Raw genomic sequence first — 21046 nt, 5'->3', positions numbered from 1 at the left:
CAATACAAGGTGCAGATAATTTACTCCCATATGGAAAAGGAATAGGATATCTTATTGATATCCTATTCCTGGATTTTTTGATATTGGTATGAAGCATCACTTATGGTTATGATGACTTTTAGGCATATAAATCATCGCTTTAAATAAATCGCCATCAACTTGAATCTGGAATTTCCCCTTCTGCAGCTCAATCAGGCTTTTTGCAATGGACAGCCCTAAGCCGCTTCCCTGACTTGTTCTCGATTCATCGCCTCGTTTAAAGCGTTCCATCAATTCATCAGCCGAAATATTCAGCTCATAAGCAGAAATATTTTTAAACGTTAGCAAAACGTCATTACCCGTATCTTCAATATCGATATAGACCCTCGAACCTTTGAGTGCATATTTAAAAATATTCGATAATAGGTTCTCGATTGCCCGCCACATCAATCTGCCGTCTGCAGAAATATACACCTTTTCCTCAGGATGATTAAATTTAAAAGCCAATTCCATTGCTTCAATTTTTTCACTTACCTCGCCGAGCCCCTGGTTGATTAATGAGGCGATATCAATCCGCTCTAAAGAAACCGGAATATTCCCGCTAGAGGCCTTTGCAGCAGCAAATAAATCATCCGTCAACACTTTGAGCCGCTGCGATTTTTGCTCCAATACCGCGACATATTCCTCGACTTTTACCGGATCCTCTTCTCTCTTCAAGAGATCGACATAGGTAATAATCGAAGTGAGAGGAGTTCTAATATCATGGGAAACATTGGTGATCAGCTCTGTTTTTAACCGCTCACTCTTCAGCTCATTGTCTACAGCATTTTTTAAACCATCTGAAATGCTGTTAATATTAGCAGCAAGCTGCGAAAACTCTCCTTTTCCTTCAATCTCAATGCTGTGCTGGAGATCCCCGCCCTTGATTCGCTCTACCCCTTCCTGAATCGTCTTAAATGCCTTAATCTTCTTCAGGGCGAACCAAGCGGCAAATCCGATCGTGACTGGGAACATGAAAAATGTCAGCGCAATTAATACAGGATATCCGACTACGATTAAGACAGTTTTTATAGCCATGCTTCCATTGTTGTATACATCTCTGAAAAAGGAAAAGAACCCATGCAACATACGATAAATCAAGGTGTGTTTTAACAGTGTTCTGTTCTTGATATGACGTACTAATGATAGAACAAGGATAAGTCCGGCTGCTGCAATCGGAATGGTAATCGGGATGAGGATTTTCTCGGCATACTCGCTTCCGAAAGCACTAAGCGAGCCAAGCCAGAGCGCTATCAAGCCAATGCATCCGATAAAATTCACATCATTGAATAATTTATCGAAGGCATTTAAGTGTACCTTTTCATCATGAAATGATTTTCTCCCAATGACAATAATCAGATAGAGGAGGGAGAGAACTAATCCAGCTAAAAACCCTATTAATCTATATAAGCTCGTTGTTATAGCTGTCTTGTCGTCCTGCCACTCTTTCATTTGCTGCTTTAAAAAGTCCTCGGTATAAGCTAAATAGACAACAGGTTTTTCCACATCAAGAGAAGCCGTTGTCTCTTTAATCCAGTACATATATTCACTGTCATTCAATTGTTTCGGGTAAAACTCACTTTTATAATTCTCAAATATCATATAAGCGGGATAGGATGTAAACTGGCTTTTTTCCTTTTTAGTCGTGTTTGACCACACATTGACGCCGTCACTTGCATAATACAAAGGTTGATTGATTCTCTGCAAATTTTGCGTGATGGAATGATATTCTCTTAAGTCATGCTTAATCAGCTGCTCTCTTGCTTGCGACAGCTTGGAAGCATATTCTTCTTTAAACTTTTCATAGTTTTGCGCTTCACTTAATTCGGGATTAAAGCTGCGCGAATTCATCTGGAATTCAGTATAAAGATGATCTTCTTCTGCCCTTATTTCATCTTCACTGATTGTCCCGCCATTTAAAATATGCTTTTCATTCTTGTATTCGTTGATTAGCCTCGCCAGACTGCCAATAATCTTTTCACTTTTTCTTATATAGGAACTGCTTTGAAAGTAATCCTCCTCAAAAACAATCGCAAAATCACCTTCATTTAAGACAGCCGCGTTTAAAAATTCCCTGACTGCACCCGTAAAACATAAAATCACTACGACGAAAACAATGATTTTCGTCCAGATTGAGTGACTAAAGCTTTTCGACCTTGTACCCAACTCCCCACACCACCTTCAAATATTTTGGTTCCTTCGGATTGATTTCAATTTTTTCTCTAATTTTTCGAATATGAACTGCTACCGTATTTTCCGGACTAAAGGCTGTTTCATTCCAGACTTTTTCATAAATATCTTCTATCGAAAAAACTCTTCCAGCGTTTGCCGTCAACAGCAGCAAAATCTTATACTGCACCGGCGTCAAATGAACCCCCTCGCCATCGACAGTGATAATTTTCCGTTCATCATCGATTTCGAGCCCGCCAGTCCTATATACATCATTCCTTTTTTCCAGACCGCCGAATGTGGTATATCTGCGCAGCTGCGATTTCACCCTGGCAATCAGCTCCAGGGGATTAAACGGCTTCGTGATATAATCATCCGCGCCAATATTTAAGCCGAAAATTTTATCATAATCCTCTGACTTGGCTGAAAGCATGATTAACGGGATACTTTTATCCTCGCGAATCTTCATCGTTGCTTTGATTCCATCCATCTGCGGCATCATAATATCCATAATAATCAGATGGATCTCCTGCTCATCAATGATCTCTATGGCCTCGATGCCGTTATAGGCCTTGAAAATTTGATACCCTTCATTCTCTAAATAAATTCCAATCGCATCGACAATTTCCTTATCATCATCACAAACCAATATGTTCATGAAAGACCACCGCCTTTCCCCTTATTTTCCATCTAAACAAATGATAGCAATCAAATCTTAACAAACCCTCTATGTAAATCTTAAGATTTTCTTAGCATTAAGCCAAATAGGCTGTCTGAAGGACCTTTCCCCACCGATTGATCCCATTCTGTCCCCCGGAGGCCGGATGAAGCACACTTTCCCGCTGTTTTATCCGCCTTACTCTCCCATGGTTCCATAACAGTTTCTTGTTAAGAAAACTAAATACTATAAAAAAGATATTTATATAAATAAATAGTATTGTAACAAAGTATCATTTTAGAGATAATGATTAGAATAGTAATGGTCCAAAGCTGCGGCATGTACCGAAATGGGGTGTTCATGAATGGCTAAAAGAACAACTTCGATTAGAGCAATGATCAGCATTACATTTATCCTCCTGATGGTAAGTACTCTCGTGACAATCGACTATATCATCTTTTCAAGCTGGAAGGCATCCTCAGAGAGTACGATCGTTAAAATGGAAAATGCCTCAAGTAAAGATATCCTAAATGAAATTGAAGAATTAATTGCTCTCCCATACAGCATGAATGCCATCAATCACAATATCCTCGAAAATGGGATTGTCGATATGAATAATACAACCGAACGCGATGCTTTTTTTGCGAGCGTGATCAAATCCAGCAATGAAAATATCTACAGCATTAGTTACGGATTAGAGAATGGCGATTATTATGGGGCCCGCAGAAACCAAAACAATCAAATCGAAATCTATCGCAGCAATAGAGAAACGGATGGTCACTCTTATTATTACTCCGTAACGGAGAATATGACAGAGAAAGGGTTTGTCGAGGACTACGGCGAATTTGACCCCCGTACAAGAGAATGGTACACCTTAACCAAAAAAGCTGGTAAACCGATTTTCCCCCCTCTTTATAAGCATTTTATCAAAGATGACTTAGTCCTAGCTTCCACCTATCCCATTTATAATCAAGCGGGGCAGCTTCAAGGGGTTTTAGGTACGCGGATTACACTTTCAAGCCTCAACGACTATTTGAAGGAAATCGTGGCAGACCGCGTCGCAACGGCGTTTGTCGTTGAAAGAAATACGGGTGAATTAGTGGCTAATTCAGTTGATATTCCAGCCTTCCAGCCCCTTTCCGACGGCAGCTTTAAAAGAGTAGCAATTGATACCACTGAAAATAAAGCCATCGTTAAAGCCTACGAGCATTACAAACAAACGGGAGAAAATAAAGTCATCAAAAAAACAGAAGATGGCAATCTTCATATTAAACTTACTGAATATAGTCAGAACGGATTGGACTGGCTGATCATTACCGCAATTCCCGATTATCAACTGACAGCGGAAATCAATAAAAATATTGAAGCAGCTATTTTCTTATCGATTCTGGCCTTGTTTCTATCCATGATTATCTATAAAAAGATAACGGATGTTATTTTAAAACCTATCAATGATTTAATAAGTACGGCAGAAAAATTCACAAGGGGTGAATTGCTGCAGAGAGCAAAAATCTATAAAAATGATGAAATTGGGAAGCTATCCCGTGTTTTTAATAAAATGGCGGATGAGTTATATAAACACATTCATCATCTTGAGGAAAAAGTAAAACAGAGAACCGCGGCAATCGAAAAAGCCAATGTGGAGCTAGAATATGCAAAGGCGGCGGCAGAAAAAGCCAACCAAGCAAAAAGTGAATTTCTCGCGAATATGAGTCATGAAATTCGTACACCCTTAAATGCGGTGATCGGACTCAGCGAGCTTCTGCAAAATAACATTAAAGAGGAAAAACAGCAAAATTATATTAAAACCATTCACACGGCCGGAAATAGTCTGCTGCTTATTATCAACGATATTCTCGACCTTTCTAAGATTGAAGCCGGTAAAATTGAACTGCATTATAAACCAATTAAACTGTATGAGATTTTCAAAGAAATTGAAACGATCTTTATCCAAACCGTTCACCATAAAAAGATTGAGTTTTTCATCGATATTCCAAATGATCTTCCTGAACTCATTCTGTTTGATGAAATAAGAATTCGGCAAATCTTATTGAATCTAGTCGGAAATGCCGTCAAGTTTACTGAAAAGGGCTATGTAAAACTAACGTTAACCGCTTCACCTTCGGATGCGTCTGACACCAATCTGATCGATCTTCACCTTTCAGTTAAAGATACAGGTATTGGCATCCCTGAAAATGAACAAGCGAAAATATTTGAGGCCTTTACACAAATATCAGGACAAAGCAGCAAAAAATACGGAGGCACTGGTCTGGGACTTTCAATCACAAAAAAATTAGTAGAAATGATGAACGGCAAAATCTCTTTTGAAAGCGAAGCGGGCAACGGCAGCATTTTCTATGTTGAATATACAAATGTTCAGGTGGCAGAAAAAGAATCACTGCCAGAAGAGACGGACAGCTGCTATATTCGAGAAAAGGGTTCTGCAAATGAGGAAATCATTGATCTGGATCTCTCCACGATGGATGCCGGTATGGTCAAGTTTCAGGACAGCATAGATTCTAAAATTCTGGCTGCTATAAGGGACCAAGTGAATCCGTTATTAAAACAATTAGAAACCTCAATCATCATTAGTCATGTAAAAATATTAGCGCAAACGTTGATTTCATTTGGACATCAGCACCAAGCGGAGCCGATTACAATTGAAGGGGAAGAACTCATGCGTTATGCTGAATGCTACGATATCGTGAACATCAAGTCAAAATTAAGACATATTGAAAAAATACTATTAGAGGGTAATTCAAATGGATAGAAAAAATAGCAATCTAGTATTAATAGTTGATGATAATCCTAATAATATTCAAGTATTGGCTACCATCATGGCGGAATGCGGCTATGAGCTCGGCATTGCCCAGAATGCCCTTGAGGTATATCAATTCCTGGAAGAAAACATTCCGGAGCTTATTTTATTAGATGTTGAAATGCCTGATATTGATGGGTATGAAGTCTGTAAAACAATAAAAGCAGACCCCAGATATGAAAGGATCCCAGTCATCTTTTTAACAGTAAAAAGTGAAACCGAGGATATTGTCAGAGGGTTCGATTTGGGGGCTGTTGATTATATCACCAAGCCCTTTAAGAGAAAAGAACTCATTTCCAGGGTAAGAACACACATTTCCCTCAAGCGGTCCAGGGATGAATTGGCGCGAAAAAATGAGGAACTTGAACATGTTTTGCAGATCAGAGAAAAACTTGAGGATGAAAAAGACCTGCTGACAGAAAAGTTGATTCAACACCAAAATCTCCTTGAAAAAAAGGTCATAGAGCGAACGAAAGAACTGGCAGCAGCTAAAGAGAGGATCAAAAAAATAGTTGGCAGTATTACAGATGGTTTTGCTGCTTTGGATAAGAATTGGAATTATATTTATGTTAATGATCACCATTATTTTCCCCATAACCTTAAAGCAAAAGATGTAATCGGCAAATCCATATGGGACATCTTCCCAGGTACTATTCACACAAATGTATATGATGAGTTTCATCGTGCCATGGAAGAAAGGGTTGCGATCCATTTCGAAGCACCATCATCCTATGATGATTCATGGCTGGAAATATCCGTATACCCGTTTGATGATGGGATTTGCTGTTATTTTAAAAACATAACAGAAAAGAAGAAATATGAGAAAGAAATGAAACGTTTATCAGGGCTGGACTTAATCGGACAAATGGCAGCAGGCATCAGCCATGAAATCCGGAATCCAATGACCACAGTCCGCGGATTTTTGCAGCTGTTAAGTACCAAGGATGAGTGTTCAAATTTCCATGAATACTTTACCTTAATGATAGATGAATTGGATCGGGCGAATTCGATTATTACAGAATTCCTCTCCATGGGGAATACAAGAACAACAGATTTGCAGGAGTTAGATTTAAATACAATCATCCTAGATATAAGCCCCTTGCTCCATGCTGATGCATCCAACCAAAATAAACAAATACGATTGGAAACCTCTTCTGCTATTCCTTGTTTGCCATTAAACCGCAATGAAATTCGCCAATTAATCCTGAACCTGTACCGCAATGGCTTAGAAGCCATGAGCGAAGGAAAGATTCTAACGATCAGAACTTACATGGAAAATGGACAGGTTGTACTTGCGGTGAAGGATCAAGGAGAGGGAATTAAGCTAGAGGTTTTAGAAAAATTAGGGACGCCGTTCTTCACGACCAAGGATAACGGAACTGGCCTGGGGCTGGGCGTATGTTATGCGATTGCGGCACGCCATCATGCAAAGATTGAAATTGATACAGGATCCGAAGGAACGACATTTTTTGTTAAATTTGAAAAAAAACATCAAACTTAAATCCTTTTAGGGACGGCCTATACCGTCCCTTTCATTTTTATCTAAAAACGATTAATCAGAGCTAGATGCTTTTTCGCTACTAGTGTTCATTCTTAGACAAAATGAATTCTTTTTAGAAAAATTTAATGCAGATTCTTATCAATCGTTGCAGGAATTTGATTAACGGTTTTTATAATAAAGTTGTTGCCACCGTGTTACAATGGAGGAAATTAATGGACAACCTATCAAAAAGGAGCTGTTGAATGTGGTTAATTATTTAAACAGAAGTATGAGGAAAGAATTCTTTGTCATGCTTTATATCCTTACGAGTCTTATGGCCCCATTTACCCTCTTTAATTATTTGAATATTCACTTCTGGAATATCAGCTTTAATCCAGTTGATTTTATTTTAAAACCATTCATGATTATCCCGGTTGTAAGCTTACTGTTGGCAGTATTCACAGAATTAGCTATTTATGCCTGTACATTCGCTAAAAAGCTAAGCATCCGGATCAAAAAAGGATATGACGGAAAAATATCACTTAAAATAGTAGAAAAAAGTCTGCCTATCTACATCATCGACCAAAATTATTTTAACGGGGAATTTCAAATGGACGGTCATACTGTAGTAGATATGCGGATCAAGGATCGTACCCATTTATCCTTTGGTGAACAGACAAATGTAGTCAAACTATTTAGTTATGATCAGCAAATCAATATTCCCGTTTTACTGGAGAAAGCGAATCTCCTGATAAAGGACACGGCATTAAAAAAGAAACCGATCACCTTTATTGTGGACAGTAAACAAGAACGGAATCGTACCATTTCAAAAATCTGGCTCAGATTGATCCTAAACCCTGCCTCAAGATCGGCTAAGACTGATATTGATACAATCTTGCAGCTAGTCTATTAATGACTTTTTCCAATGCTTAAATTTCCTTAAGCACGGGTTATTCTTCGAGATTTCTTCTTACCAGCAGATAGATGAAATATGAGATCTGCCCTTCAACGCTTTTATGAAGGCCTTTTTCCCAACCGTTCTATGAACCTGCCCTTAAAGACTGTTATAAAGGCCTTTTCCAATTCCGTTTGCCGTTTTTTGACCCTCAGGACTGACCGCAAAACATGCTGCTATGCTCTCAGCATCCTCCATTCCTGCCGTTGCAGCTTCCTCATTTGAGCCGATCCTCATCCCGCGCCAAAGCTCTCCCCCATCTTTCATTATCTTTGACAGATGATGATCAATTTCTAAATTCCGCACTCTTCTCCGGAAACCTCCCGCAACTATATTTTTTCATAAAAAATTAGAAATTGGAAATAATGTAGTAGTAAATGCCTTTTATCGTGCAGTGGGCTAATATGAGGCTGACTCGTACACCCTTAAGTTTGTCATAAAGGCGAAAAGCATGGTAAATTATGGGGAGTGGTGCAATCAAATCAGTTTTCCATGTTCATTTTAGTAATTTCAACTACCTACTTTTCAATGAGAATGATGTTTCTAATCAAATAAAACATATAAATCCTATTAAAGGCAATATAAATTCAGTAATAACAGGAAATATTTACTTAAATTGAGTATTAACTTCTTGACAAACATCAGAAAATATTCAATAATAATTATTGAATTAGAATTATTATTAAATATCTTAATTATAATTCTCAAACATACACTTAGGGAGGAATTTATTATGTCATTAGTTGGAAAAGAAGTATTACCATTTAAAGCACAAGCATTCAAAAACGGAGAATTTGTCGAAGTTACAGAAGCAGATCTCAAAGGTAAATGGAGTGTCGTTGTATTCTATCCAGCAGACTTCACTTTCGTTTGCCCAACAGAGCTTGAAGATTTACAAAACAACTACGAAGCATTCAAAGCTTTAGGAGCTGAAGTATATTCTGTTTCTACAGATACTCACTTTACACATAAAGCATGGCACGATTCTTCTGAAACAATCAAGAAAATCCAATACACAATGATCGGTGACCCTACACATACTATCAGCCGCAACTTTGATGTATTAATCGAAGAAGCTGGTTTAGCTGACCGCGGAACTTTCATCATCGATCCAGACGGTGTTGTCCAAGCTGTTGAAATCAATGCAGGCGGAATCGGCCGTGATGCAAACACTTATATTAGAAAAATTAAAGCAGCACAATATGTTCGCAACAATCCAGGTGAAGTTTGCCCGGCTAAATGGGAAGAAGGCGCTCAAACTCTTAAACCAAGCCTTGACCTTGTAGGTAAAATCTAATTACACAATCAACTTTTAGATAAAGTAAAATGAACCATCAGCTTGGGGTCGACGGATTGCCCGTCATCCCCGACTGATGGTTTATTATTATATCTAACCTCATTTTTAAAACCCTATCGAATGAAACGGAACACATGAACTTAACTTATGGAGCGTGATCAGGTTGCTTGATGCAGATATAAAAGCACAATTAGCGCAATACCTTGAACTTTTAGAAGGCGATGTACTGCTAAAGGTGAGCGCAGGCTCAGATCAAGTGTCCCAGGAGACACTTGAATTAGTGAATGAATTAGAAAGTATGTCACCTAGAATTAAGATAGAGAAAGCCAATCTTTCAAGAACACCAAGCTTTAGTGTCAATCGTGCAGGAGAAGACACTGGTGTTGTTTTTGCTGGAATCCCTTTAGGACACGAATTTACTTCATTAGTGTTAGCTTTGCTTCAGGTGAGCGGAAGAGCGCCAAAGGTAGAGCAAAGTGTCATCGATCAAATTAAAAACATCCGCGGCAACTATCAATTCGAAACCTACGTTTCCTTGACCTGCCATAATTGCCCTGATATCGTACAGGCGCTGAATTTGATGAGCGTTCTAAACCCTGGTATTTCCCATACCATGATTGAAGGCAGTGCTTATAAAGAAGAAGTCGAAGGGAAAAACATTTTGGCAGTGCCAACTATTTACCTGAATGGAGAACCTTTTGGCAGCGGCCGTATGACACTCCAAGAAATCCTCGCCAAAATGGGAAATGCTCCAGATGCTTCAGAGCTTAATGGTAAGGAACCATTTGATGTCCTTGTTGTCGGCGGCGGCCCTGCGGGTGCCAGTGCAGCCATCTATGCCGCTCGTAAAGGGATCCGCACAGGGATTGTTGCGGAACGCTTCGGCGGGCAAATCCTAGATACTTTAGGCATCGAGAACTTTATCGGTACGAAGTATACAGAAGGTCCGAAGCTGGCTGCAAGTCTTGAAGCACATGTAAGCGAGTATGATATCGATGTAATGAATGTACAGCGTGCCAAACGGTTAGAGAAGAAGGACCTGATTGAGGTTGAACTAGAAAACGGTGCGGTGCTGAAGAGTAAGACCGTTATTCTTTCAACAGGTGCCCGTTGGCGTAACGTTAACGTACCAGGCGAAGCAGAATTTAAGAACAAAGGGGTAGCCTACTGCCCGCACTGCGATGGACCATTGTTTGCCGGTAAAGATGTAGCCGTTATTGGCGGCGGTAATTCCGGCATTGAGGCGGCAATTGACTTGGCAGGTATTGTGAAACACGTTACCGTTCTTGAATTCCTGCCGGAGTTAAAAGCGGATTCCGTGCTGCAGGAGCGTCTGCACAGTCTGCCTAATGTTACAGTGGTAACAAATGCACAAACGAAAGAAATTACCGGTACGGATAAAGTAAACGGGATTACCTATGTGAATCGTGAAACCGGAGAAGAGCATCATGTTGAATTAGCAGGTGTATTTGTCCAAATCGGTCTTGTACCAAATACTGATTGGTTAGAAGGCACATTAGAATTAACACGCGGTGAGATCGTTGTCGACAGTCGCGGGACTACTAGCATTCCTGGCGTTTTTGCAGCAGGTGACTGCACCAACAGTCCGTATAAGCAGATCATTATTTCAATGGGATCCGGTGCAACAGCGGCACTAGGCGCATTTGATTATCTCATCCGAAATTAACTTCTATGGACTCTCCATCCATTTACTGAAAGAAAAGAAGCATAAAATTGCCAAATGGCAATTTTATGCTTCTTTTTTGAATACTGGATCTTTATCTCCTAAGCCAAGCGTCCGCTCAGTTGAAATGTGAACTTCTTTCAGAAGCTCCGGATTGTTCATTAGTGATATACCATATGATGGAATCATTTCTTTTATTTTTGTTTCCCATGCTTTCATATGCTGCGGGAAACATTTTTTCATAACCTCAAGCATAACCGAAACGGCTGTGGAAGCACCTGGAGAAGCGCCAAGCAGGGCAGCTACTGAACCATCGTCTGCACTTACAACCTCCGTACCAAACTGCAGCGTTCCTTTACCGCCAGCTTCAGTATCCTTAATAACTTGTACACGCTGACCCGCTACGACAATATCCCAATCTTCGCTTTTAGCGTTCGGGATAAATTCTCTTAACTCTTCAATACGCTGCTCTTTTGATAGCATTAGCTGCTGGATCAGATATTTTGTCAATGGAACGTTTTTTGCTCCTGCCGCTAACATCGTTAAGACATTATTTGGTTTGACAGAATTTAATAAGTCCATATTTGAACCCATTTTTAGGAACTTTGGTGTAAAGCCGGCAAACGGTCCAAAAAGCAGCGATTTTTTATTATCAATAAATCTTGTATCAAGGTGCGGAACCGACATTGGAGGAGCTCCAACTTTTGCTTTGCCGTATACTTTTGCATGATGCCGCGCGACAACATCCGGATTATTACAGACCAAGAATAGTCCGCTTACTGGGAATCCCCCAATATGCTTTCCTTCAGGAATACCGGATTTTTGCAGCAAATGCAGGCTTCCGCCTCCGCCGCCAATAAAGACAAATTTCGCCGTATGGCGTTCCACCGTACCGCTGTCGAGATTCTTTACTTTAACTTCCCATAGACCATCACTGGTACGTTTCATATCAATAACACTATGATTATAGTTGATTGCAACATTTTTACTCTCTAAGTGGTCAATCAACATGCGCGTTAAAGCACCAAAGTTAACATCTGTACCGGAGTCGATTTTTGTGGCCGCAATCGGTTCATCCGAGTCCCTGTCTTGCATAATAAGCGGGATCCATTCCTTTAGTTTTCCTGAATCATCCGAAAATTCCATCCCCTGGAATAACGGGTTTTTTGAAAGCGCTTCAAAACGTTTTCTCAAGAACTCTACATTCTCTTCCCCTTGTACCATACTCATATGGGGCAATGGCATGATGAATTCATGCGGATTATGGATTAAGCTGCTGTTTACCAAGTAAGACCAAAACTGCTTTGTAACCTGAAACTGTTCATTAATTTTAATAGCTTTGCTAATATCAATTGATCCGTCTGGTTTTTCGACGGTGTAGTTAAGTTCGCACAATGCTGCATGTCCCGTCCCCGCATTATTCCATTCGTTCGAACTCTCTTCCCCTGCGTTTGCGAGCTTTTCAAACACTGTAATTTCCCAATCAGGTACTAATTCCTTCAAAAATGTCCCCAATGTTGCACTCATGATTCCGGCGCCAATTAAGATAACATCTGTACTAGTTTGTTGGTTGCTCATTTTTACCTTCCTTATCCCCTAGATTTGTGAAAGGATGCAGGCTTTCCTGCTTAGCGTCACAACAAGCGCCAAAGCAAGACCTAGTCACACATCTTTTCTCGACCAAATTACCCCTTTGCTCTTATCACTATTATTTCGAGATTAGAATATTTATCTACTATTATATATCAATTACGGTCTATTTAAAAGTATAATTCCCTCGATCTTTCCGATATATTGTCGGATTTTGCCACTTCTACTCCTCAAAGATGGCATAATCAGCGTTATTTGCAATAAATCCCACCACAATTTGACAATTAGAAATTTTATTTATATTTGTCAAAACTATTAGAAAATCCGCCGATTGGCGGGCGCAAAAAAACCATATCACATACTAAATCCAAGGGGGGAATGTGATATGGTTCTTTTTAAAATAAATTAGTCTAATTCATAATAACTGCATACCACTTGACCAACAGCTTTCGCGGCTACAAGGAGGGCATCTTCATCAATATCAAATTTTGGATGATGATTAAAGTAAGGCTTTTCTACTCCTTTTGGTGTACATGTAATGTAAAAGAAGCAGGCAGGGAATTTTTCTGCATAAAAAGCAAAGTCTTCAGATGGAGACATCGCCGGAAATTCCTTTACTTCTTTAATATCTTTGTCATCCATGCTGCGTAAAGATTCTGCAACCTTTGCCGTTAGCTCCGGATTGTTGTATAAAGGCGGGTAATCTGGAGTAAACTCAAGCTCACAAGTTACGCCAAATTCTGCTTCAATTCCTCTTGCAATCCGTTTAATTTCCCGCTCAATCGTTTCTTTTGTTTCCACTGTCATATAGCGGATATCGCCTTCAAGCTCTACGCTGTCCTTGATCACGTTGAATGTACCTTTTCCGTCAAAAGAGCCGATGGTAATGACACCAATTTCAAAAGGGCTTAATCTGCGGCTGACAATGGTTTGCACAGCTGTCACAAAATGAGCAGCAGCCACAATGGCATCGTTGGCTAGATGCGGAGAAGAACCATGTCCGCCTCTTCCTTGAACCTTCAATTTCATATAGGCCCGTCCATTAAAAGAGTAGCCTGCATGATAGCCAACGGTTCCTACTGGCCCCATCGGCAGCAAATGAATGCCATAAATTGCATCTAAGTCGTCAATCAAGCCAGATTCGACAATACTTTTGGCCCCGCCTGGAGGAACTTCTTCTGCATGCTGGTGAATGATTTTGATTGTACCTGGAATGGAGTCTTTTAATTGAATTAAGCAATCAGCTAAAACTAACAAATAAGCCGTATGCCCATCATGCGCACATGCATGCATGATGCCCTCATTCTTTGATTTAAACGGTACATCCGTTTCTTCTGTAATCGGAAGAGCATCATAATCAGCGCGAAGGCCAATGGTTTTTCCCGGTTTTCCGCCTTTAATCGTGACGATAATGCCGTAACCGTTTCCAACATTGGTCTGGATCTCAACATCTTTTCCTTTATAAAAATCAACAATGTACTGAGCCGTTTTTTCCTCTTGAAATGAAATTTCCGGATTTTCATGCAGATGGCGTCTGATCGCAATTATTTCATCTTTCCGTGATTCTAGCATGCTCATTAATTCACTTTTCATCGTTTCCGTTCCCCTTTGCCGACAGAGGATGGAATAACCCCCACCCTCTGTCAAATTAGTAAATGTATTGAATTCGTTCGTTTATTAATTAACGGCCTTTTTGGGTGCTGCCGTGCGAATGGTTTCAGCTGCGGAAGCTTCTGTTGCTTTACCGGCATTTTTTGGAACCATTATGATAATAGAAAGAAGGGAAAGGATCCCAAATATTACGTTGACGATAATTCCTACTGATGCTGCCATTTCAACACTTCCAGCCGCTGCAACGGAACTATAAACCGTCGCGGAAATGGCAACCCCAATTGCACCGCCGAGTGAGCTGGCCATTTTATAAACCCCGGCAGCTTCTCCCACTTTATCGGATGGGGCATTCGATACAGATGTATCTGTTGATGGTGTTGCATAGATTCCAAGGCCAAGACCAAATAAAGCAAAGCCAATGAAGACGACAACTGTATAAGCAAAATCAGGCAAGAAGGTTAATCCCATCATTGCTACACCAAAGGTTGTGATAATAGCACCCCAAATCATTGGTGATTTCGCTCCCACTTTTTGCAGGATTTTCTCCCCAACACGAATCATGGCAAGAACAGCTATCAAATAGCCAATCGATAGCATTCCTGACTGAAATGCAGTAAATCCCCGGCCTACTTGAACATACGTATTGGCAACAACAAGTGTTCCGGCAATGGCATTTAATAAAAAGTTTGAATAAGTGGCACCTGCATAAGGTTTATTTTTAAATAATGAGAAATCAATAAGAGCAATGTCCTTGCTTTTTTCAACCTTAAAGAAGACAATCGCTCCAACAATGGTAAGGATAGCGGTGATGATAGAAATTGGACTTGTCCAGCCTAAGTCCGCACCGAATGTAATAAAAACGTTTAAGGAAATCATGGTAACGATAAAGATCGCTAAACCGCCGAAATCGAATTTAAATGCACCTGTTCCTTCGGCTTTGCTTTCAGGTGTATCTTTAATTAGCAGCATCGCAAGAAGGGCAAAAACAATAGAGAAGATAAAAATCCATTTCCAGCCCATGTACGTTGCAATGGCACCGCCGGCAAACGAACAAACCCCTGAACCGCCCCATGATCCAATGGACCAGAAACTAAGAGCACGTTGTCTGTCTTTTCCCTCAAAGTAAGCTTTCACTAAAGCAATCGTTGATGGCATAATACATGCTGCGGAAAGTCCTTGAATGACACGGCCAATGATTAATAAAACTGCTCCTTGTGCCAATACAAGACAAAGGGAACCGATAATGCTTAAAATTAACCCGATATAGGTTATTTTTTTACGTCCCACTTTATCTGCTATTCCTCCAGCCGCGACGATAAACATACCTGAGAATAAAGCGGTTAAACTGATGGCAATATTTAACGTTCCGGGGGAAATCCCTAAATCTGCTTGAACGTCTGGGACTACATTGACCATTGCCTGTGCAAAAAGCCAAAATGTGATAACCCCAAACACAATTCCTGTGATCATCTTATTTGTCCCTTTATACTGGGTCTCCATGATAATTCCTCCTATTTTTTGATAGTAAAATCGAATAAGAACGAATGATAGCAGTTACATTTTGTTTTCTACTATACTAGTATTATAGATAATAATGCTGATTTAAGAGAGTCAATTTTTATGCAAACGACTGGAGTGGTATGTAAAATAATTAACCTGTTGCGGGGTTCAGTAAAAATATTGGGGGCAATTTTTGCTGTCACTAAAAGAAAAGATCTAACCTGCCTGTTACAGTTTTGTATAACAGGACAAAGGTTAGACCCTCTCGGCCATTGAGGCCTGTCAGCTATAGGTTTTGCGAATGTCAAAAAAGTGAATTGCATTACTGGTTAAATAGGAATAAAAGGACCAATCTTCTTCAATCGTTTCATCAAAGATTTCTAAGGAAGGCCTGCTGGAATTGATAATATAATCAATGATTTCAGCATCCATGCCATGCTTACTGTTTAATTCCCACCACTTGGTATATAAAGCTCCATGATTTTTATCAAACACATGCTTGCGTATTTGATATTCTCCTTTAACCATACCGGATATTGTCACATGAATTTCTTTATTAAGTTTTTGCAGAAAGGTCTCCTCCACGGAGAAATACGGATTGATGATATTACAATTCAGCAAAATTAATTGATATCCCCGCTCATTACATGTCATCACATAATCATTCCCATGGGCAACCACCTCGCCATGCAGACGTTTTAAAAACATCAAGGCAAAATAAGCAGGTCGTTTTCCCTTTAGATAATGGAATAATTCTACACCGTCCATGCGATAATGCTTCCCTTTTCCAGCTTCCTCATGGACGAGAGTGTTAATCCAGAGACCAACTGTTTTCACATCATTGGCGATATCCAAAACATTTTTCAAGATTAAAGCTCCGCGAAAAAAGGTGCCGTTCGTATAGCGGGTATTCCCCGACAACGTATTCCATGCTACGAGGTGAAGCGGTTTTTCTGCATTATTCTTTTTTAAATACCTCTTCAACTTAGCGGTTTTTTCCTTAATATAATCCTTTGCTAAATCGAATTGGCTATTTGCCATTTCCGTAAAATCAACAACTTCATTTTGGTTCGCATAAAACCCAATAAAATCAATTGATTCACCCTGTTTTAGCTGCCATACATGATTATCGCTTGTCTTTTCTCTGCGGAAGGAAAAAGGCATATATACGCCCACCTGAATCGAAGGGATCATCGATTTCAGTACATTGTACAGTTTTAAATACACCCTCTGAAGTTCTTTTGCCTGAGCTCCGGTGCTATACGATTCGTAAAACATGACATGCCACTCGCCAATAAACGATTCACCATACAGTTGCAAACAATGTTTCATGAATTGGCTAAGTTTTGTAAAAAATGCCGCTTCATTTCTCGAGATATCCATATAATCAGACTGGACAAATAAAGATAAATCATGCTTTTTCATGAATTCTAAAGCACTATCAATATTGAAATAAGGAGATGTTGTTGGAATCTCTTCATCGGTTTCCACCTCAGGAGGAATGGCCGTATTGTTAAAAAGATGCCGAACGGCGATATACCTTAACGGTAAATCCCTTTTCACATCCAGAACCTGAGAGCGAACATCTTCTTTTAATAATTCAATAATTTCCCCAATATTAAGAATGTGACAAGGATAATCTAATTTCACTGACACAGGTTTAGACAAGTTTAACGGCAGCTTTTCATACCTTGTCTCTGTATTGGGATAAGGTTTTGGATCATCTAAAATGATGCCGCTTAGTGCCACAATTTCAGGTGATTGAATAAAATTGGCCGCATCTTCCTTGCTATAGCTTTGAACTGAATCTTCTAACTGTACGTGATGGTCCTCCCGGTATACATTCGGGGTCATGCCGTACACCTCTTTAAAAAAGGCTGAAAAAGACTTTGTATTGGGAAAACCATTATTCAAAGCAATTTGCGAAATAGAGTCAGACGTGTAAAGTAAATCCTTCATACTATGTTTAAGTCTGATATTCATTAAATACCGGCTAAATCCCATGCCCATTTTCTGTTTAAAATAGCGGGATAGGTAGCCTGTTGAAAGAAAAAATTTCTTAGCCGTCTCTTCTAACGTAATCATCTGGTCATAGTTTTTTTCCATAAAGTCAATAATTTGTGCCAAACGCAGATCCCCTGTATCTATTTTCTCAAGGACCCCAGCTTCTACTTTAAAACTGCGAATCAGAATCAATAACATTTGACAAATATGGCTTTTAATCTCAATTTGATAACTCTCATCTTGTCGATAATAACTAATCATGATATTTGCCAAGAGCTTCCGAAGCGAAAGAATCATGCCTTCTCTACCTAAATCAATTTCTTTTGAATAGCATTCAAAGCTCCGATTTCGATAGTCCGCGTAATGATGGTCCATGAAAGCATCCGAGATGGTTAAGATCATGACGCGATTATGATCACTCCCTTGAACCTGGTAAAGCTCATTACGATTAATGACAAGCAGATCCTTTTCCTCCATATGGTAGAAACGGCTGGATGTTTCCACTGTTAACTCTCCACTTATGACCAAGATAAATTGGATCCCTTTATTAATCTTCGGAACTAGTAACTCAATCTGTTGAAATGATATTTGAAAATCTGACAGTGGATCGTTCAATCTAATTCCCCTTATCTCTTCTTTTTTGCCCTAAAGATAAAATAGGGACCAAATGTCATAATGGTCCCTATATATTGATACTATTCAATTTTACCTATTTATTTATTTACTTGCTATTACTGCTTACTCCATCATCAGACAAATAAGATGATTCATCTGTTTCCGATTCTATATCTAAAAGAGAATGCCTGCCTATTCCAAAAGCGTAGAAACTAATAACAACCAGACCTAGAAAAACAATCCCTGCAATAAGCGAGATACGTGTTTCGTCATTAAACCACATACCAATCAGCACCATAATTAAAAAGCCAAGCGTTACATAGTTTGACACTGGTGCAAAGGGCATTTTAAATGGGTGATTGGCCATGGCTGCTCCTTTTACTTTTCTGAATCGCATTTGACTAATCAGAATAACAAACCACGGAATCATCCCCGGGAGCACACTCGCACTGTATACATAGACAAATAAATTTTTCGGGGCAATATAACTTAAGATAACGCCAATGACTAAACCAACTAACACACCCACCGTACCGAATAAAGGTACACCATTACTAGAGAGTTTCATAAAGAATTTTGGTGCTTGTCCATTCATTGCCAATGTATAAAGCATCCGTCCTGCACTGTAAATACCACTATTACAGCCTGACATTGCGGCTGTGATGACGACAAAGTTGATAAGTCCGGCTGCTGCTGTAATACCAACCTTCGCAAAGGTGGCCACAAATGGGCTGCCAATGGAATCTAATTTGTCCCACGGATAAACAGTTACAATAACAAAGATGGCGCCGATATAGAAAATTAAAATACGCCAAATAATACTTTGAATCGCCTTCGTTAATGTTTTTTGCGGATTTTTTGCTTCCCCAGCGGTAATCCCAATTAGTTCTACACCTTGATAAGCCGCAACAACTAACGATAGAGCAAAGAAGAACCCAGACCAGCCGCCAGTAAAAAAACCGCCATTTTGCCAAAGGTTAGATAATCCAATTGCATTTCCTCCGTTACCAATTCCGAAGAAAATAAGACCGAACCCTGCAATGATCATCAACACAATGGTAACAACCTTAATCAGCGCAAACCAAAATTCAAATTCACCAAATGATTTAACAGAAATTAAGTTTGCTGTAGCGAGAATGACCATGACGATAATACCCGGTATCCAAGCAGGTAAATTTGGAAACCAGTACTGCATGTAGGCACCAACGGCAACAATTTCTGCCATCCCAACAATAATCCACTGAAACCAGTTACTCCAAGCCGTGATATAACCAGCTAATGGATGGATATACTTATGGCCAAAGGTTGCAAATGAACCTGTACTTGGCTCTACATATAACATTTCTCCCATGGCACGCATAATAAAAAAGATAAAAACTCCTGAGATTGCATATGCAAGCATGACAGACGGACCCGTCCATTTAATGGTGCTTGCTGAACCCATAAATAAACCTACACCAATTGTACCGCCCAAAGCAATCATCTGAATATGACGTGCTTCCAGACCTCTCTTTAATTCTTTGTGTGCCACTTTATTTCCTCCTCTTTCACCATTGATAGCAGCAATTTCAGGTAACCTAAACACTCTTTATTCGGTATTGAAATGATGTTCCGGCATCCTTTTCAATTTTTCTCTAAAGTCCCCCCAAAGTATCCGATTCAACTTTAAATTACACTTCAATTACTATTTTATAATAATAAATTTTTCTGGAGAATACAAATGTATTTCCTATAAAAACACCTTCTTATTTAGTGTTCAAAAGGTATTTTCTATGTTAAGATAATGGATTTCCCCCTTGAAACATCTTTTCAACGATTGGGGAACCATCCCTTTTTATTTTCATATGATGCCAATAAGATCATTAAAGAAGGTGGTTCTAATTAGCTCTTCAACATATTTAAGCTTTTTATCCGAAATGGGTGTTGGCGGCGCACATCCTGGCGGTCTTAATCTAACCAAGAAAATATTTAATACGGAAAAGGTTAACGGCGGCTCCCGTATTTTGGATGTGGGCTGTGGTACAGGCCAGACGGCTGCCTACTTAGCTTCGTGCTACGGGGCAAAAGTAACTGCGATGGATATCAATCCAATAATGATTGAAAAAGCCAAAAGTAGAATGATGCAATACCAATTACCTGTGGAGGTTGTTCAAGGCTCGATAGAAGATTTTCCATTGCAGGATGGTACATTTGATTATATTATTTCCGAATCAGTTCTGGCCTTTGTAAATAAACCTAAAGCACTTAATGAAATATTTCGGCTGTTAAAGAATGGGGGACGTTTAATTGCGAATGAACTTACTGTCAATAAGCAGCTGACCCCTTCAAGTGAAGAGGAAATTAAACAATTTTATGGGCTAGACTCCATCCCGATGGAGGCGGATTGGATCACCTTATTTGAAAAAGCAGGCTTCCAAAGTATAGAAGTACTCAAGCAAAATAATTATATGCTGCAAAATGACTCCATACCTGAGTTTCAATACTCAGAGCATCTTGATCCTAACCTTTATTTCATCATGATCCAGCATTTAAATATATTGATGAAGTATCAAGGGATTTTGGATAATGGAGTATTTTTATGTACTAAATAGCTGTTTTAATCCTAAAATTGAAAAGGCCTGCAGTATAACAGTATAACTGCGGTCTT

Annotated in this window: 13 protein-coding genes and 2 pseudogenes; 7 read left to right on the top strand and 8 right to left on the bottom strand. The window is 39.4% G+C overall.

All coding sequences use genetic code 11. The features are described from left to right. Positions 1–96: 96 nt before the first annotated feature. Entirely contained in the window at positions 97–2184 is a 2088-nt protein-coding gene (locus tag HNR53_RS10165; protein WP_184525534.1) for a HAMP domain-containing sensor histidine kinase, read from the bottom strand. Then, complete coding sequence (locus tag HNR53_RS10160; protein ID WP_184525532.1) at positions 2159–2845, bottom strand: response regulator transcription factor; 687 nt, start codon at positions 2843–2845, stop codon at positions 2159–2161. The genes HNR53_RS10165 and HNR53_RS10160 overlap by 26 nt, the downstream gene beginning before the upstream one ends. A 364-nt stretch (positions 2846–3209) precedes the next feature. Between HNR53_RS10160 and HNR53_RS10155 the strand changes: the two genes are divergently transcribed. From HNR53_RS10155 to HNR53_RS10145, 4 genes and pseudogenes are all read left to right on the top strand, one after another. Further along, positions 3210–5615, top strand: a complete 2406-nt coding sequence (locus HNR53_RS10155) for a hybrid sensor histidine kinase/response regulator (RefSeq protein ID WP_184525530.1) — start codon at positions 3210–3212, stop codon at positions 5613–5615. Then, positions 5608–5958 (top strand): annotated as a pseudogene (locus HNR53_RS23410) (response regulator); the annotation flags it as partial. The gene HNR53_RS10155 and the pseudogene HNR53_RS23410, both read left to right, overlap by 8 nt. A gap of 138 nt (positions 5959–6096) precedes the next feature. Further along, positions 6097–7164, top strand: a pseudogene (locus HNR53_RS10150) (two-component system sensor histidine kinase NtrB); the annotation flags it as partial. A 244-nt stretch (positions 7165–7408) separates the two neighbouring features. Further along, complete coding sequence (locus HNR53_RS10145) at positions 7409–8056, top strand: hypothetical protein (RefSeq protein WP_184525528.1); 648 nt, start codon at positions 7409–7411, stop codon at positions 8054–8056. A 141-nt stretch (positions 8057–8197) separates the two neighbouring features. Here the strand turns inward: HNR53_RS10145 and HNR53_RS10140 are convergent, their stop codons facing one another. After that, positions 8198–8404: a hypothetical protein gene (locus HNR53_RS10140; RefSeq protein WP_184525526.1), complete on the bottom strand. Its 207-nt coding sequence runs from the start codon at positions 8402–8404 to the stop codon at positions 8198–8200. Between the two features lie 427 nt (positions 8405–8831). On the opposite strand from HNR53_RS10140, the gene ahpC reads away from it, so the two are divergent. Both ahpC and ahpF read left to right on the top strand, forming a co-directional pair. After that, the gene (gene ahpC, locus HNR53_RS10135) at positions 8832–9395 is read left to right on the top strand and encodes an alkyl hydroperoxide reductase subunit C (RefSeq protein ID WP_184525524.1); all 564 of its coding nucleotides are present in this window, start codon (positions 8832–8834) and stop codon (positions 9393–9395) included. Positions 9396–9558: 163 nt separating this feature from the next. Beyond that, complete coding sequence (gene ahpF / locus HNR53_RS10130; protein ID WP_184525522.1) at positions 9559–11082, top strand: alkyl hydroperoxide reductase subunit F; 1524 nt, start codon at positions 9559–9561, stop codon at positions 11080–11082. Positions 11083–11145: 63 nt separating this feature from the next. Here ahpF and HNR53_RS10125 read toward each other — a convergent pair whose 3' ends face one another. The 5 genes from HNR53_RS10125 to HNR53_RS10105 all read right to left on the bottom strand — a co-directional run bounded on the left by HNR53_RS10125 (position 11146) and on the right by HNR53_RS10105 (position 19930). Continuing rightward, positions 11146–12657 (bottom strand): malate:quinone oxidoreductase, encoded by a 1512-nt coding sequence (locus HNR53_RS10125; protein ID WP_184525520.1) that lies wholly within the window; start codon positions 12655–12657, stop codon positions 11146–11148. Positions 12658–13074: 417 nt separating this feature from the next. Next, positions 13075–14262 carry an amidohydrolase gene (locus HNR53_RS10120; RefSeq protein ID WP_184525517.1) on the bottom strand — a complete coding sequence of 396 codons (1188 nt, stop codon included), beginning with the start codon at positions 14260–14262 and terminating at the stop codon, positions 13075–13077. Between the two features lie 84 nt (positions 14263–14346). Then, on the bottom strand, positions 14347–15780 hold the full coding sequence (locus tag HNR53_RS10115; RefSeq protein ID WP_184525514.1) for an MFS transporter: 1434 nt from the start codon (positions 15778–15780) through the stop codon (positions 14347–14349). Between the two features lie 282 nt (positions 15781–16062). Further along, positions 16063–18399: a helix-turn-helix domain-containing protein gene (locus HNR53_RS10110; RefSeq protein ID WP_184525513.1), complete on the bottom strand. Its 2337-nt coding sequence runs from the start codon at positions 18397–18399 to the stop codon at positions 16063–16065. Positions 18400–18505: 106 nt separating this feature from the next. Beyond that, entirely contained in the window at positions 18506–19930 is a 1425-nt protein-coding gene (locus tag HNR53_RS10105; protein WP_184525511.1) for an amino acid permease, read from the bottom strand. 265 nt (positions 19931–20195) lie between these two features. Here HNR53_RS10105 and HNR53_RS10100 point away from each other — a divergent pair, with 265 nt between their 5' ends. Next, positions 20196–20990 (top strand): class I SAM-dependent methyltransferase, encoded by a 795-nt coding sequence (locus tag HNR53_RS10100; protein ID WP_246439496.1) that lies wholly within the window; start codon positions 20196–20198, stop codon positions 20988–20990. The last annotated feature ends 56 nt before the right edge of the window (positions 20991–21046 follow it).

Source organism: Bacillus benzoevorans (assembly GCF_014207535.1).
GTDB lineage: Bacteria > Bacillota > Bacilli > Bacillales > Cytobacillaceae > Bacillus_BD > Bacillus_BD benzoevorans.
This window is presented reverse-complemented; position numbering and strand designations above follow the sequence as displayed.